This window comes from Candidatus Ichthyocystis sparus (genome assembly GCF_900078745.1).
Lineage (GTDB): Bacteria > Pseudomonadota > Gammaproteobacteria > Burkholderiales > 2013Ark19i > Ichthyocystis > Ichthyocystis sparus.
This window is the reverse complement of record NZ_FKII01000051.1, coordinates 1-18,042: the sequence shown is the minus strand read 5'-3', so window position 1 is coordinate 18,042 and position 18,042 is coordinate 1. Positions and strand designations below refer to the sequence as shown.

The window sequence follows — 18,042 nt, the reverse complement described above, 5'->3', positions numbered from 1 at the left end:
AGAAATGTATTTTAATCAATTGCACAAAAAATAGTCAATAACATGCCTTAAGAAAAAATCAATCAGTACATTTGATTACAAAAGAACAACAATATAAAGTTTCTGCATAACATTGGCAAAAATTAATCCATGCAATCAATAAATCTATGTATTATAAATGCAATAAAATAAATATCTAAGCTATAATTGTGTAGCTTATTTAGCTTTGATATAGAGGACGTTAGAATTTAGAAATTATTTATTTTAGGTAAAATTAATATTTATTACATCTTCTTGTATACAGATTTTATGATTAATCAATAATGCTTTTTATTACATAGGTGATATTAGATCTATTAACTCTCCCTTTTTCTTTTGCGCCCCTTTCCTCTCTGAGCACCATCATGATGAGAGGAAAACGACCTACCTCTACCACCTCTCATAGCCCCACTTAACTCATTGGCAGATGAGGGTGGAAGCCATCGATTCAGCGACACCGTCAATCTCACTCCCATATCCTCCTCCTTAGCAGCAGTACCAGTAGCAGCCATTAGTGAACTACCAACATCTACAAGTGCAGAAGAAGGTCCAGCAGCGGCACCACCACTCGTAGGTACCTCAAAAGTCCCCTTATCTAATTCACGCATAATAAATAATTTTTTAGGTCCGCGAAAATAACTAAAAGAACTATTACTAGCTGCAGCGGAAGATTCTCCGATAGCAGCAGTAGAAACAAAAGAAGAGGCGGTGGTTGGCACTATTAGCTGTTCACATGAATGCGCAGAATGTGATTCACCTAAAGCCATCAACTCAGAAACAGTATCTTCCGTAGCTAATCCAACGACTTCTCTGGTCAATACAGGTGACTCTGGAGATGAAGAGGAAACATCTGCATCTAATCCTGATTCGGATGGGGATGAAGATAAATATGAAGACGAAGATGCGGGTGAAATCGAAGGTGAGGAAGGAGGGGAAGGTGACTCATCTCCTGCCCCCTTAAATGCAGGAACATCGGCAACTGCAGTCAACCTAACCGGCGAAGAAGAGAAAATATCGGTATCTACTCCCAATTCAGATAAAGGTAAAGACAGGGGTGAAGATAAGGATACAGGTAAAGACGCAGTGGAAAACGAGGATAAAGGTAACGGTAATGCATCTTCTAGAACTCTCAAAGCAGAAGCAACAACGTCCACAGTTGAGACCAAAACGTCCTCTCTAATAGTAGAAGAAGATTCGCCAGAAACAGTTGATACAGCAACAGACTCAGTAATAATGGGCAAGGAAGATTCAAATCGAGGCTGAGGATATAATTCAGGCTGAGACTGAAATTGTGAAAGAGAGGTACCCAAAGAACGAGTAGAACCAATAACACTACTTCCCGGACCCATACCCTCAAACGCACACTTACTATTACTTTCTGATGTCTTGTTTTTACCTATCGCGCGTCTTTGTCTTTTTAAGGTACGTCTTTGGGAAATTGAAAACGCCACTAGAGGAATACCAACGGTATCGAGGACACTAATAAAATCTTCACAACCAACAGTACTCAATGACCCATCTTCTAGCTCAGAAAAAACTCTATCAGCTACTCTATCCCACTCAGAGTTAAATATAGACTCCACTATCTCACAAATAGCACGATCTAGTCTCGATAAAAAACCCAGTAAATCACCTCCACTTAATGGCACTAGCCTGCTATCAGCGGAACTTGATAATACTCTAATATCAGAAAGAACACTTATAAAATTAGGACGATACTTGGAATGATACACACAAAGACACTTAGAAATAAAGCTATATAGATGAAGCTCTCTATAATTTTTGCACCAAATAGCCCGACCAACAGTCGAAATTTCACTACTCACAGCCGCCAAGAGGTAATTGAGTATCGAACTCGAGAAAGATTTTTTGACAGACTTACGAAGATCAGAAAAGAGCTTATAAACTAGTTCAGCACTACCAGGATGTAACTTAACACCCAGCAAATCAACACATTGAACAGATGATGAGACACAAGAGGAAGGAATCGAAAAAAGTGTAGTATTCGCCTCAGAAGAAATAGGTGGTATCCCAACAGCAGCACTAATACTCCCTGTCTCAGCATGGGTAGAAATAAAAACACTACTGCTACTCGTGTGTCCTTCTACTGTAAGCGTATCAGAAATTACCGATGATGTGCACTTACCCATAACTTTACTCTTTGTACGTGTCGTGGGGCCCACCGTTACTGATAATGCTACTGCAGGAATATCGGCAATTCTGAGGACATCGATAAAATCTTTACAATTAACAGCATACAAGGATCCTTCTTTTAGGGAAGTAAAAGTTTTGTCAACTATTTCACTCCAATCAGAGTTAAAAATACGCTCCACTGTATCATGAACAGCAGAATCTAATTTCGATAAAAAACTCAGCAACCTATCTCCAGTTAATGTCACTACATCACTGCCAGAAGAATTAGATAATACTTGAATACTAGGAAGAGCACGTATAAAATCGGGGCGGTACTTGGCATGGTACTCACCGAGGCACCTGGATACAAAATTAGCTTCGCATAGCATCCTGTAGGTACCGTACCAAATAGCTCGTCCAGTCACTGAGAGTTTGTCACTAATGTATGGTGGCAGTTGTTTGCTTACCATACCTTTGTAAATACGTCTAGCAAGTGCATTGGTTTCAAGAAATAGATTATCAATTATTCTAGCGCTCTCAGGAAGTAATCTAACACCAAGTACATCAAAAACATCAGTATCAATAGTACAAGCTGAAGAAGAAACAGCACTTTCCACAGGAAAAAAAGGAGCTGTAGCTGTATCAGATTCTCCAACAAAAGGTGATCGAATGAATTTGTAAGGCGGGCCAGCAACATCCGCTAATTCAGATCTATGATGCAATTGAGGAGATAATTCAAGTTGAAACTTAAGTTGTGGAAGGGAAGTAATCAAAGAACGAGTAAAATCAATGATGCTACTTCTCGATTCCGTAGCCTCAACCGCACATTTACTACTACTTCCTGATGTCTTGCTTTTACTTATCGCACGTCTTTGGGAAATTGAAAATGCCACCAAAGGAACACCAACGGTATTGATGACACTAATAAAATCTTCACAACTAACAGTACCCAATGACCCATCTTCTAGCTCAGAAAAAACTCTATCAGCTACTCTATCCCACTCCGAGTTAAATATAGACTCCACTATCTCACAAACAGCGCAATCTAGTTTCGATAAAAAATCCAGTAAAATACCTCCACTTAATGGAACTAGCATACGATCGGGGGAGCTTGATAATATTCGAATATCAGCAAGAGCACGTATAAAATCAGGACGATACTTGAAGTGATATACACAAAGAGACTTAGACATAAATCTAGATAGATGCAGCTCTTTATAGGTTTTGCACCAAATAGCCCGACCAACCGTTGAAAGTTCACTACTCACAACCGTTAAGAGGTAATTGAGTATTGAACCCGAGAAAGATCTTTTGACAGATTTACGAAGGTCAAAAAAGAGCTTATAAATTAGTTCAGCACTATCAGGATGTAACTTAACACCCAGCAGATCAACACATTGAACAGATGATGAAACACAAGAGGAAGAAGCTGACATTACAGAAGAGGATAAGACATTCACCTCAGTGGAAACAGATGATATCCCAACGGTATCATGAATAACTCCTGTCTCAGTATGGGTAGAAACATAAACTCTACTGCTACTCGTGTCTCTCTTGGGTGCAATAGAATCAGGAGAAAATCCACCACCAGAACCTCCAACAGACGGTAACAGAGTCAATTCATAAGGTGTACCAAAAGCCTCGCCTGATGGCAATGAAGATACTAACTGTGACTTAGATTGATAACGAGTACGAAGTGTCAACCCAGTGTTGGACAAAAGTGTTAATTGAGGATTGGACCCTGACGATGTACACCTATCTGCACCTTTACTACTTGTATGTGTTCTTAAAGCTACTACTGCTGACGATGATGCTACTGCAGGAATACCAGTAATGTCGAGTACATCAATAAAATCTTTACAACTAACAGAACTCAAAACCATCTCTTCCAAAGTAGTAGAAACTTTACTCCAATCAAAGTTAAAAATAGACTCCACATTACTACGGATAACACAATCTAGTTTCGATAAAAAACCTAGTAACCTATCTCCAGTTAATGCGACTACATCCCTGCCAGAAGAATTTGACAATACTTTAATACTAGGAAGAGCACGTACAAAATTGGGGCGATACTTAGCATGGTACTCACCAAGGCACCTGGATACAAAACTAGCCTCATACATTACCTTATAAGTCTCGTACCAAATAGCCTGCCCAACCGATGGAAGCTTGTCACTCATGTCTAATGGAAGTTGTTTACTTACCATGCACTTGTAAATGCGTTCAGCAAATACATTAACTTTAAAAAAGAGACCTTTAATTATTCGAGCGCTCTCAGGAAGTACCATAACACCCAGTAAATTAAAAATATCATGATCAGCAGTAAAAGCTGAAGAAGAAACAGCGGCAGCAGTATCAAATTTTGTGGTACAATCTTTGCCCTCAGCACCAACCTCCTTACCTACAATGGTAGCTGAAGCAATAACGGGAGAAACCTCAACTTGCTGCAAATCACAGCCCAAAGTATTACTTTGTAAAATGCTGTCTTTATTACTATCGCTATCATTCACACTCTCTGGAACACCACTAGAAGCAGCAGCACTGGTTATAGATACGTGACACATAACAACCTCTCTGCTTATTGTCTATAATCTCTGCTTATTGCTCATATTTATTACTCTAACATCATACCACCAACTCACACACCAACATTACAGGAGATGAATAAGCACAGCCACACAACGACACCGATAGACAAAGCAGTACATTATTACTCTAGCACTTCAATTCATAAAATAACACTCACATCCCTGGAAGTAGTAGTTCTCACGTACAAAGACGAATGACATTACTCATCAGCTACAGTAGTTCGTGTATAATTTAAAAATAGCAAAAATTTACATCCAATAAATAACAATTAATTGTATAAGTGAAGTATTAGTATATAGTGCATTAATTGGTCATTATTCAACTAAATGTACATTAATGATAACAACACGCTCGGTAGCAAACATCAACAAATATTATATGTTAATAAATAACAAGACAAATTTAAATAATATAGATATATACAAATAGAATAGTATATGACAGTTAATAATAGGCAACACAAATAAGGCACGTAAGCGGGCCAAGTACATATAATAAAACTTATGTATAACATATATATAGTATACAAGAATAACATTCGTACGAGCATTTTAAAATATCATCCGTAAATTCAGGTTACGCTAATAAAGAAAGATAAACACTGATTCAAGATACTTGTCATATATTTGATACAAAAATCATATAAACTTAACGTATGTATCATCTACAACATAAATATCCAGTGTATATTCTTGCGTGCAATTTTATGATAAATAATTCTTTCATTAAATAAGCATAAAATAAAAATTCGCAGCTACATTATTGGTAAATAACATTAAATTTACTTTAAACTTCACAAATCTTCCTAAATACTGCTCAATCAATGATGGGCATACATAATTAATCACTAATCAGAAAAAACAACACACTGCACTAAACATAGTACAAAAATAGCCATCTGCTCACAACAAACGTATAAAATTAACCAATACCAAACAAGATTAAATTACTTATAATTGAATCCTCCTTTTATGACCATTTCCTATATGATCACTGCCCTGATGTAAATAGGACACTCCACCTCTACCTCCTATCAAGACCCAATTGATTCACCGACAGGTAGTAGCGAAGGTATCTGTTCTTGACTTAGCAATACCAGTAACATACTATTATGTCTAGCAGCAACACTATTACTAGTAGGTATCAAAAAAGAATAATAAAATTTAGTTCAGATAAAATAAGATCTTTATCAGCTATTAAGAAACTAACTACCAAGTTAAAACAGCAATGCTTGATTTTAACTGCAGATAAAAACCTAACAACTTTTATCAACTAACTTAGTACCACCTTATATTGTACTTGTAATAGTACAAATATGATTTTTTAATAGTGTACAAATTATAAGTACTATAAAAAATATAGATTAATGTATCGGTATAAAAAACTGTTAACTAAGTACATCCACTAAAGTGTCATGATGCTCATTAAATACGAAAGGTGGGGTGAAAAATACGGACCAATATCCAATCATTAAAACACAAAGAACTAACTTTATTGTACAAAAAAACAACTACTTGCAAACAACGATCGCGTAAAATTATGCAGTACTAGCATTAGGAAGTAAGATCAATTCTAAAAATTAACTCCTCCTTTTACGCCCACTTACTCTTTGCACATCACCCCGATGTAAGGAAGACGACCTACCTCTACCAACTCTCATAGACCCACTTGGATTCACCCGCAGGTGATAGCGATGGCGGAGGACCTTGATTGAGCAATGGCTGCCAATTCTCGCTCCCACATCCTCCTAATCAGCAGCAGTACCAGTAACAGCCATCAGTGGATCAGCAACATCCACAGGTGCAGAAAAGGAAGGTCCACAGCAACAGCGTTACCATTACTCGTGGAGTACCTCAGAAGACCCTTCAACTAAGCGCATAATAAATGATTTCTTAGGTCCGCGAAGATAATTACTACTAGTTGCCATAGGAAGTTCCCTAACAGCAGAAGTAGAAACAGAAGAAGAGGCAGTAGTTGTCACTATTGCCTGCTCACGTGAAGTCACAAAATGTGATTCACCTAAAACTCCCAACGCAGAAATTGTACCTTCCATATCAGCAGCAGTACCAGTGATACCCACCAGTGGACCAGTAGTAACATCCACAGGTGCAGAAAAGGAAGGTCCAGCAACAGCATTACTACTACTAGTAGGTATCTCAAAAGACTCCTCAACTAAACGCATAATAAATGATTTCTTAGGTCCGCGAAGATAATTACTATTAGTTGTCGTAGGAAGTTCCCTGGTAGCAGAAGTAGAAACAGAAGAAGAGGCAGTGGTTGTCACTGTTGCCTGCTCACATGAAATCACAAAATTTGATTCACCTAAAACTCCCAACGCAGAGATTGTACCTTCCATATCTAATCCAACAACCTCTCTATTCGATATGGGCAACTCTGGAGAGGAGGAGGAAACATCCGCATCTAACCCTGATTCAGACGGAGACGAAGATAAATATGAAGATGAGGATGCGGGAAAAATCGAAAGTGAAGAGGGAGGCGAAAGTAATTCATCTTCCAACCCCCAAAAGGCGGGGGCATCACAAATCGTAGTCAATCCAACTCTATCTACTACGGCCGATGAAGAAAAAGAGAAAACATCATCATCTATCCTCAACTCAGATGGAGGTGAAGGTAAAAGCGCAAGCGAAAATGAAGATGAATGTTCAACAGGTAATTCATCTTCCAAAACTCCCAAAGCGGGAGCAACAATATCCATAGTTGAGGATAAAACATCCCCTCTAATAATTAAAGAAGACTCGCCAGAAACAGTTGGTATAGCAACAGACTCAGCAGCTATAGGCAAAGGAGATACGATACCTACAGGTGATGCGACAACAGTAGAGTCATTATCAGCCACAGATACACCATAAAGCTGATCAGAAATATTTGACGCAGCAACAGAATCAGTTACAAGAGGAGAAAGTTCAGACCGAAGCTGAGTCTGAGAAAACAATACAGGCTGAGATTGGGGTTGAGGAAGAGAGATAAGCGAAACAATAGGCAAAGAGGACCTATCATCACCAGGTGATGTTGCAACAGTAGAGACTGTACCAATCGCAGATACACTACCAGGTTTAACAGAAGAAACAGTTGACGCAGCAACAGACTCGGTGATAGGGGGCAAAGAGGAACCAGTATCACCAGATGACGCCCCAATAGCAGAGGTAGTATCAGTCACAGATACACTACCAGATTGATCAGCAACAGCTGACGACTCAATACTACCATTACTTCCCAATGTCTTGCTTCTCTTCATCACTCTCTTCGTTGGGGCAGACTTAGTACTCCCAACTGGACATTTACCACCATTTCCCAGCTTCTTGCTTTTATTTATCAAAAGTCTTTGGTACCTTTTGTATTGTTGAGAAATTGAATACGCTACTACAGGAATACCAGCAATATCTAGAACATTAACAAGATCTTCACAACTAACGTCATCCAATGACCCATCTTCTAGCTCAGCAAAAACTTTATTAGCTACTTCATCCCAATTCAAGTCAAATATAGACTTCACTTCCTCACTAGCAGCACAATCTAGTTTCGATAAAAAATCTAATAACACATCTCCACTTAATGGTACTAGTCTATGATCAGAGGAACTTGATAGTACTCTAATATCAGCAAGGGAACGTATAAACTCAGGACGGTACTTGGAATAATACAAACAAAGATATTTGGCCATGAAATTAAGTAAATGCAGTTCCCTATAGGTTCTGCACCAAATAGCCCGCCCAAGAATCGAAAGTCCACTACTCATAGCACCCAAGAGGGAATCAAGTACAATAAAGCGAGATCTTTTGGCAGATACACGAATAGTAGAAAAGAGATCATAAACTAGTTTGGCACTATCAGGATGTAACTTAACACCCAGCAAATCAACACATTGAATAGATAATGAAACACTAGAGGAGGAGGTAGAAATTGTAGAAGCATTTAGAGTACTCGATTCAGTAGAAACAGGCGGCACCCCAACAGTAGCAGTACAAATAATCCCTGTCCCAGCATGAGTAGAAACAGAAACACCATCGCTACCCTTGCGTCTTTTTGCTGAAATCAGATTAGAAGAAAAATCGCCCCCAGAGTCTCCAGCAGAAGGTGGCGCAATCAATTTAGAAGGTGCACCAGAAGAACCTCCTAGTGGCAACGAAAGGTCCAACTGTGAATCAGACAAAGAATGATGCGCACAAGACGACAACTCAAGATTAGACTGAGACAGTGGTGATAATTGAGGACTGGGTGGGGGAGAATGCGTAGGGTCTATAACACTAGTCGCTGATACTGCACCCTTACCTTTTTTGCTACCCCCTGCCTTTATGTAGGATTCTACATTTGATGATAACGCTACTGCGGGAATACCAGCAACGTCAAGGACTCTAACAAAATCTCTACAACTAGTAGTACTCAAGGACTCCTCTTCCAGAGAAACAGAAACTTCACTCCAACAAGAGTTAAAAATAGACTCCACCTCTCTACGGACAGCACAATCTAGTCTCAACAAAAAATCTAGCAAACTAGCTTCATCATCCGATAATACTTGAATTTTAGAAAGAGAACGTACAAAATCAGGGCGGTGCTTGGCATGATACTCACCAAGGCACCTGAACACGAAACTAGCCTTACAAACTTCCATGTATGTCCAGTACCAAATAGCTCTTCCAGTAACAGAAAGCTTGCCACTTACTTTAGGTGGGAGCTGTTTACTTATCATATCCCCGTAAATACTTCTAGCAAGTACATCAATTTCGTAAAATAGACCCCTAACCATTGCGGCACACTCAGGAAGTACCATGGCACACAGTGGAGCACAATACGGAGAAGCAACAGCTGGTTTTTGAGCAGTAGCAACCGAAGTGGCAGTTGAAGAAGAACCTGACTGCATTTTAGATTGAAGATGCAAATTAGGCAACGATTCAGATTCAAGTGGAGATAATAATTCAGGCTGAAGCTGCGAAGAAGAGATAGCCGAGGAATTAGCAACAGCAGTGGCACCGCTTCCTGACCCAGCATCATCCGCACATTTACTACCACTTTCCAACGTCTTACTTTCTATACATCTTCGCCTTCGCCTTCGCCTTGTTAAATTAGGTCTTTGAAAAATTGGAAATGCTACTATAGGAATATCAACAACATCAAGAACTCTAATAAAATTTTCACAACTAACATTACTCAACAATGACACATCTTCTAGTGCATAAAAAGCCTTATTAGCTAGTCTACTCCACTCCAAGTCAAACATAGATCTCGCTACCTTGCGAGTAGCACAATCCATCCTAGATAAAAAATCTAGTAACCCAGTTCCACTTAATGGAACTAGTCCACGATGAGAGGGACTTGATAACACTCTAATACTACCAAGGGCACGTATAAAATTAGGATGGTACTTATGATGGTACATACAAACGAACCTACACATAAATTTAGATAGATGCAGTTCCCTATAGGTTCTAAACCAAATAACTTCCTCGAGAGCTGAAAGTTCACTATTCAATGTCTTTGAGATGCAACTGAGCACCGAATGCGATAAAGACCTTCTGATAAATTTACGAATTCCATCAAAGATCTTACCAACTAATTCAGCACTATCAGGATGTAAATCAATGCCCGGTAAATCAACACACTGAGAGGAAGATAGTAAACTCAATTCAGAAGGTGCACCAGAATACTCTCCTAATGGCAACGAAGATCCTAATCGTGATTCATATTCAGTATGATGAGACTGAGAAGGTAATAATTGAGTACTGGAAGGGGAAGAGCGTGTAAGATCCGTAGCAACACCTAATGTCGTACACTCATCCTTGCCTCCACTATTTCTTGTCCTCGCTGTAGCTATCAACATTGCCGATAATGCTAATTGAGGAATACCAGCAGTCTCGAGAACATCGATAAAATCTTTACAACTAACAGCAGTCAAGGACTCTTCTCCCAGAGTTACAGAAACTTCGTCCCAATTAGATTTAAAAACAGACCTTACTCTACTATAGATAACACCATCTAGTTTCGATAAAAAATCTGACAAACTATTGCCAGCCAATGGCAGCACATTACGGTCAGGAGAACTGGATAACACTTTAATTCTAGGAAGGGCACGTATAAAATCAGGGCGGTGCTTGCAATGGTACTCACCAATACATCTGGATACAAAACCATCTTCACACATCAGCTTATAGGTAAAGTACCAAATAGCTCGCCCAGTCACGGTAAGTTTGTCACTCACGCCTGATGGTAATTGTTTGTCCACAATGTTCTTGTAATTACGTCTAGCTAATGTATCAACTTTAGAAAGGAGATCTTCAACCACTTGAGCACTCTCATGAGACAACACTATACCCAGTGAACTCAAAACATCCGAACCAACAGTAACGGCTGAAGAAGAAACGGCAGCAGAAGCACTACGTTTTCGGGCAGAAGCCTTTCCCCTAATCCTAGTACTCACACTCTCGCCTACAGTAGTGACAGCATCAGTTAGAGTAGCAGAAAGAGGAAAAACTCCAACTTGCTGCAAATCACCACCCTGTGTAGTGCCCACCTCATTACCACCGTCATTTCCACTTTCCGTAACACCACTAGAAGCGGCAACACTACTGATTATAGATGATGTAGGATACATAACAAGCTTTCTTCATCTCTCTCTCTTTATATTTATCGAAAATTACTTATAACTTGCCATTTATCATTTTTATCATCGGCATCAACAATGCTACAGAAAGAAGATAATCGAGCATAACCTAATAACTAAATGCACAAATACCATATATGTATGATTATGCCCAAAAGTAAAACCGTACACCATAACTATTGTAATTAGATTAACGAAATAATTCGCACGTGCACAAAATACCCCACAGACAAAGCCAAAGTAGAAATACTCCTCTCATTTACGATAGTAGCTCGTATATAAATTAAAAAAAACAAATAACCACACCGTAAATAACGATTAATTGAATAAACAAAGTATTAGTAATAAGTATTAATTGAGCAATTATTTAACTGACCTAGTGCGCACCAATAATATGTACGGCAGTATCTCTCTGCTCACTGCCTACATTTATTATTTCTTACTTTAATTAATTTACACATCAGCATTACAGGAGAGAAGTAAGCACAACCACACAATGAAAGCGCACAATATAGCAAATAAGCATAGTCGCACATTACTACTCTTGTAACTCAATTCATAAAATAACACTCGTATCACCAAAAGTAATAGTCCCCACAAAAGCAAAAGGTACCACTCATAAGACATAGTAGCTTGTATATAACTTAAAAAACATAACATTTAAATTCAATTAATAATAATTAATTGTATAAATTAAGCGCATTAATTGGTAATTATCCAACTTGATAAAAGTAAATTAATAAAATGCACGTAATGACACGCTTGTTAGCAAAAGTCAACAAACATTTTATGTTAAAAATAGCAAAACAAACTTAAGTGATGTAAATAGGTATAAGCAGAATAACATAGCAGTTAATCAACAACTAATATAATACAAATACACCACGCACACATACTATAACTTATGTGGAACAATATATCATGCACAAGAGCTACACACGTATGGATGTCTTGAAATGTTAGTCAGTAACAATAAAAAATTCCGTCAATTCAATAAGTAAATACAATGACCTGCCTTGTATAGCATACAACATATTCATATTTAGTTTAGTACAAAAAATCATGTAAACTCAACAAGCTGTATCATGTGCAATATAAATATCCAGGATAGATTATCCGTATACAAATTTTATGATTAATCAATGATGTTACCAACAACAAACTCAAAAATTAAGAAATGAGTGCTATATATACGATGTTATATTGAGATGATTCTTTTTATCTTAATTAATTTACAGTAGATAGTATTAGTACTGTATAAAAAAACAAATCTTACATATTTAACCACTGATCATATAACAAATACATCATGCCCCATTATAGACTAGTAAATTAATACTACCGAGTATTATTTTCCTCAATACACTTCGTATTACAAAGTTGTAGCGCTAAGATGAAAAATCAGACTATACAAATTATAAATACGATAAAAACGCGGATTAATGTATTGGTATAGAAAAGTTATTAACTAAATACAGTGCCACCAAAGGTTATAATATTTGTTGAATAAGAAGGTGGGAAAACAGTAGAAGTAAGATCAATTCTCACAATTAACTTTTCCTTTTCCTTTTCCGACCACTTCCTCTCTGAGCGCTACCCCTATGTGAAGAAGATACCCTTCCTCTACCACCTCTCATAGACCCACCCGTTTCATCGGCAGGTGGTGGTGAAGGTGGCAACCCTCGATTCAGCAATGCTGCCAATCTCACTCCCACATCCTCAGAATCAGTAGCAGCAGCCACTGGCGGAACGTTAGCAACAACCACAGATGCAGAAGAGGAGGATCCAGCAATGACATTACTACTCATAGGTATCTCAAAAGGCGGTGCCTCAACTAATTGCATAATAAATGCTTTCTTAGGTCCGTAAACATAACTAGAAGAACCACTACTAGCTGCCATGGAAGATTTACTGATAGAAGCAGAAACAGAAGAAGTGGTAGTGATCGGTACTCTTACCTGCTCAGATGAGGACACAGGAGTTGACTCATCTACTAAAACTTCCGACTCAAAAACAGTAACTTCCGAGGTTAATCCAGCTTCTCTAGACAACACAAATGAATCTATAGAGGAAGAGGAAACATCTGCATCTAATCCTGATCCAGATAGAGATGAAGATAAGGATAAAGATGAAAATGAGGGTACAGAGGGTAATGAAGAGGGAGGCGAAAGTGAATCATCTCCTGACCACCGCGACGCGGAAACAACACTGACTGGAACCAACTCTTCAGCTGATGGTGGCAAAGAGGGGGGAGTATCAGAAGCTACTACCGGCTCAGGTACAGGAGAAGATGCAGGTAATTCACCTTCTCCCAAATCAGAAGCAACACCTTTCTCAGTCGAGACCAAAACACCATCACCCTCATTAGAAAAAGACTCACAAGAAACAGTTGATGCAGCAACAGGAACAAATTTAGGAGAAAATTGGCTAGAATCCTCCTCCAATAGCGATAAAGAACCTAACCGCGTCCCAGACCGAAGAGGACGCTTAGGTAATGACTCATGTTGTTTAGGTTGAGAAGATAGTTCATGCTGAAACTTAGGCCGTGGAATAGAGGCAACCGAATGACTAATAAGATCAATAGCACAACTTCCTGATTGCGTACCCTCTGCACATTTACTACTGTCTCCTAATACCTTGCTTTCACTTATCACACATCTTTGAGGAGCATTCTCAGTAACAGGAGGCAAAGAAGATTTAGGTTTGGGCTTGGGCTTGGGCTTGGGCTTGGGCTTGGGCTTGGGCTTGGGCTTGGGCAGAACTTGTTGAAGAGAGGTGTCCAAAGAACAAGCACCACTTCCTGATTTCTTGCTCTTACTCATTAAACGTTTTTTGGAAACAGACTCAGTACCCTCCTCCGTACATTTACTACCACTTCCTGATTTCTTTCTCTTATATATCACACGCTTTTTTTCATATTCTTGATAAATTGAAAATACTACTACGGGAGCACTAACAGCATCGAAAATATTAATAAAATCTTCACAATTAGCACCACTCAATGATCTATCTTCTAGTCCAGCAAAAATTGAATCAGCTATGCTATCCCACTTCAAGTTAAATATAGACCCCACGTCCTCGCGAACAGCACAATCCAGATTAGACAGAAAACTTAGTAACACTTCTCCACTTAGTGGCACTGGCCTACAATCAGAGGAACTCGAAAATACTCTAATACCAGCAAGAGAACGTATAAAATCAGGGCGGTACTTGGAATGATAGAGACAAAGAAACCTAGCCATAAAACCAAGTAAATGCAGTTCCTTATAGGTTCTGCACCAAATAACAGCCTGCCCAACCATCGAAAGTCCACTACTCACGGACCTTAATAGGTTACCCAGTACCATCGAGCAAGAAGTTTTGGCAGATTTACGAATGACAAAAAAGAGATCGTAAATTAGTTTAGCACTATCAGGATGTAACCTAACACCAAGCAAATCAACATATTGAACAGGTAATGAAACACTAGAGGAAGGGATCGAAACTTCAGAAACAACTGCAGAAGCAGTTGAAGCACTCGCTTCAGTAGAAACAGGCAGCACCCCAACATCAGTAGTACAAATGGTCCCTGCAACAGGAACACTATCGCTACTCTTATGTCTTTTTGCTACAATCGTATCAGAAGAAGACTCACCCATAGGACCCCCAACAGAAACAGACAACAGGGTCGATTCATGGGGTGCACTAGAAGCCTCTACTAATGGTAACGAAGAACTAGATTGAGATGGTAATGACTGAGGGTTTGGAAGGGAAGAATGCGTAAGGTCTACAACACTAATTACTGGTGCTACACCCTCACCTTTACTACCTTTTTTCCTTATATAGGCCTCTAACTTTGTTGATAACGCCATTGCGAGAATGCCAGCAATGTCAAGGACTCTAACAAAATCTCTACAACTAATAGCACTCAAGGACTCATCTTCCAGAGAAACAGAAACTTTACTCCAACAAGAACTAAAAAAAGACTCCATCTCTCTACGGATAGCACAATCTAGCCCCAATAAAAAATCTAGCAAATCACCTTCGGCATCCAATAATACTTGAATTTTAGAAATAGAACGTACGAAATCAGGGCGGTGCTCAGTATGGTACTCACCAAAACACCTGGACACAAAACCAACTTCACATGTTTCCTTGTAGGTCCTGTACCAAATAGCTCTTTCAGTCACTGAAAGCTTGTCACTTATTTCTTGTGGGAGCTGTTTGCTTACCATGTCTTCATAAATGCTCCTGGCAAGTGCACCAACTTTAGAAAAGAGAGCTTTAATCATTAGAGCACACTCAGGAAGTACCATAGCACATAGTGAAGCACAGTCTAGAGCAACGGCGGATTTTTGAGCAGAAAACCTTCCACTAGCACTCTCAGCAGCCACCACCTCGCCTATGGAAACAGCTGAAGAAGAAGAAACAGCAACAGCAGAAGTACCACGTTTTCGGGCAGAAGCCTTACCCTTACCCCTAGTGCTCACCTTCTTACCTGTGGTAGCAGTAGTGTTTGAAGAAGAGCCTGGCTCCGTAACCTCAACCGCACATTCACTACCACCTCCCAACTTACCCATTTTACTTATCTCACGGTTTCGCCTTTTTCTTATCGTTTCATATCTTTGAGAAATTGAAAGAGCTACTACAGGAACACCAACAATACTAAGGACTCTAATAAAATTTTCGCAACTAACAGTGCTCATTGATCCATCTTCTAGTTCAGAAAAAAATTTACCAGTTGCTCTATCCCACTCCGAGTTAAATATAGATTCTATCTCCCCACGAATAGCACAATCTAGTCTCGACAAAAAACCTAATAACCCTACTCCGCTTAATGCCACTAGCTCACGATCAGAGGAACTTGACAATACTCTAATACTTCCAAGAGCACGTATAAAATTAGCATGACGCCTGCAGTGATACACACAAACTAACCTACACATAAATTTAAATAGATGCAGATTCCTATAGGTTTTGAACCAAATAGCTTTCTCAAGGTCCGAAAGCTCACTAATGATTACCGTTGAAATGTAATCTATTGTCGATTTTGAGAAAGACATTCTGGCAGAAGAACGAACTTCGCGAAAGACACTACAAATTAGTTCAGCACTGTCAGGATGTAATTTAACACCCAGCAAATCAACACACTTAACAGATTCGGAAGGTGCACTAGAAGAATCTCCTAATGACAATGAAGGGCCCAATTGTGAACCAGATTCAGGATGGGACTGAGGTGGCAATAATTTAGAACCAGAAGGGGGAGTGTGTGTAAGATCTGTAACACTAACTCCTGATGCCGAACACTTACCTGTACCTTTACTTATTGCAAGGCTTTTACCTCTTGCAAGTTTCAGTTCTATCACTGCCGATGATGCTAGTTGAGGAATATTGGCAACTTCGAGGACATCGATAAAATCTTTACAACTAACAGAATTCAAGGACCCTTCTTCCAGGGTAACAGAAACTTCACTCCAATGAGAGTTAAAAATAGACTTCACATTATTATAGACAGCACAATCTAGCCTCGATAAAAAATCTGACAACCTATCTCTAGGTAATGGCACTACATTACGTTCAGGAAAATTAGAGAGTACTCGAATGTCAGGAAGAGCACGTATGAAGCCAGGGCGGTGCTTGTGATGATACTCGCCAAAGCATCTGGATACAAAACTATCTTCACACATCAACCTATAGGTAAAGTACCAAATAGCTCGCCCAGTCACAGTAAGTCTGTCACTCACATCTGATGGAAGTTGTTTGCTTATCATATTCTTGTAGGTACGTCTAGAAAATACATCCACTTTAGAAAAGAGATCTTTAATTATTAGAGCACTCTCAGGAGATAACGCAATACCCAGCAAACCCGAAACGTCAGAATCAGCAACAGTGGCTGATTTTTGAGCAGAAAAACTTCCTCCTATACCACCACTACCAACTTCTTTGCCTATAGTAGTAGCTGAAGAAGAAACAGCAACAGAAGTGCCATGCTTTTGGGAAGAAGACTTGCCTCCACCCTTACCAACAGTGGTAGCAATGGTTGAAGTAATAGAAGGAGAAGGAAAAACCTCAGCTTGCTGCAAATTAGCACCCTGTTGTACAGCACCCCCATTACCACCGCTATCATCCTCATTATCTGGGGCACTAGAAGCAGCACTACTGGCTACAGATGATACAGGATACATAACAAGCTTTCTTTATATTTATTATCTGTCATTTAATATTTTTAATATCAACTCACACACAACAGCACAGAAAGAAGCAAAACGAGTGAAATCCAATAAATAAGTGCATATAACACCACAAATAGGTAAAGGGCATAATAAGAAAGGGGCTCAATCGAAGGCAGAGTCGTACATTACCACTCTTGGACCTCAAATTCTTGTATTTCAACCAATGAAATAATTCACATAAGGAGACAAACCCAAGGAAAAAAGCACACCCCTAGGTGGCAATGGTATCTTGTATATAAATTAAAAAAAACAAACATTTACATGCGAAAATAATAATTAATTGTACAAATAAAATATTAATACTTAACACATTAAACGATAATTTCTTGCTTAATAAATATGCATTAACTGTGCAACAACACCTCTCTGGTCATTGCTCATATTATTTTTGTTATTCCTTAATTTAACATCCAACCATTAATCGACGCACTAACATTACAGGAGAGAAGTAAGCACAGTCACATAATGCACAAC

The 18,042-nt window shown here is 38.9% G+C and carries 4 protein-coding genes; all 4 read right to left on the bottom strand.

Annotated elements, in window-relative coordinates; translation table 11 throughout:
- Nucleotides 1-335 precede the first annotated feature (335 nt).
- Nucleotides 336-4,715, bottom strand: coding sequence for a hypothetical protein (locus A6733_RS05135; protein ID WP_092411384.1), 4,380 nt, complete (start codon nucleotides 4,713-4,715; stop codon nucleotides 336-338).
- Nucleotides 4,716-6,319: 1,604 nt separating this feature from the next.
- Nucleotides 6,320-6,481, bottom strand: a complete 162-nt coding sequence (locus A6733_RS08920; RefSeq protein ID WP_176696127.1) for a hypothetical protein — start codon at nucleotides 6,479-6,481, stop codon at nucleotides 6,320-6,322.
- Between the two features lie 96 nt (nucleotides 6,482-6,577).
- Nucleotides 6,578-11,347 (bottom strand): hypothetical protein, encoded by a 4,770-nt coding sequence (locus tag A6733_RS05130; RefSeq protein ID WP_092460562.1) that lies wholly within the window; start codon nucleotides 11,345-11,347, stop codon nucleotides 6,578-6,580.
- 1,559 nt (nucleotides 11,348-12,906) lie between these two features.
- Nucleotides 12,907-17,520 carry a hypothetical protein gene (locus tag A6733_RS05125; RefSeq protein ID WP_092460560.1) on the bottom strand — a complete coding sequence of 1,538 codons (4,614 nt, stop codon included), beginning with the start codon at nucleotides 17,518-17,520 and terminating at the stop codon, nucleotides 12,907-12,909.
- Nucleotides 17,521-18,042 lie beyond the last annotated feature (522 nt).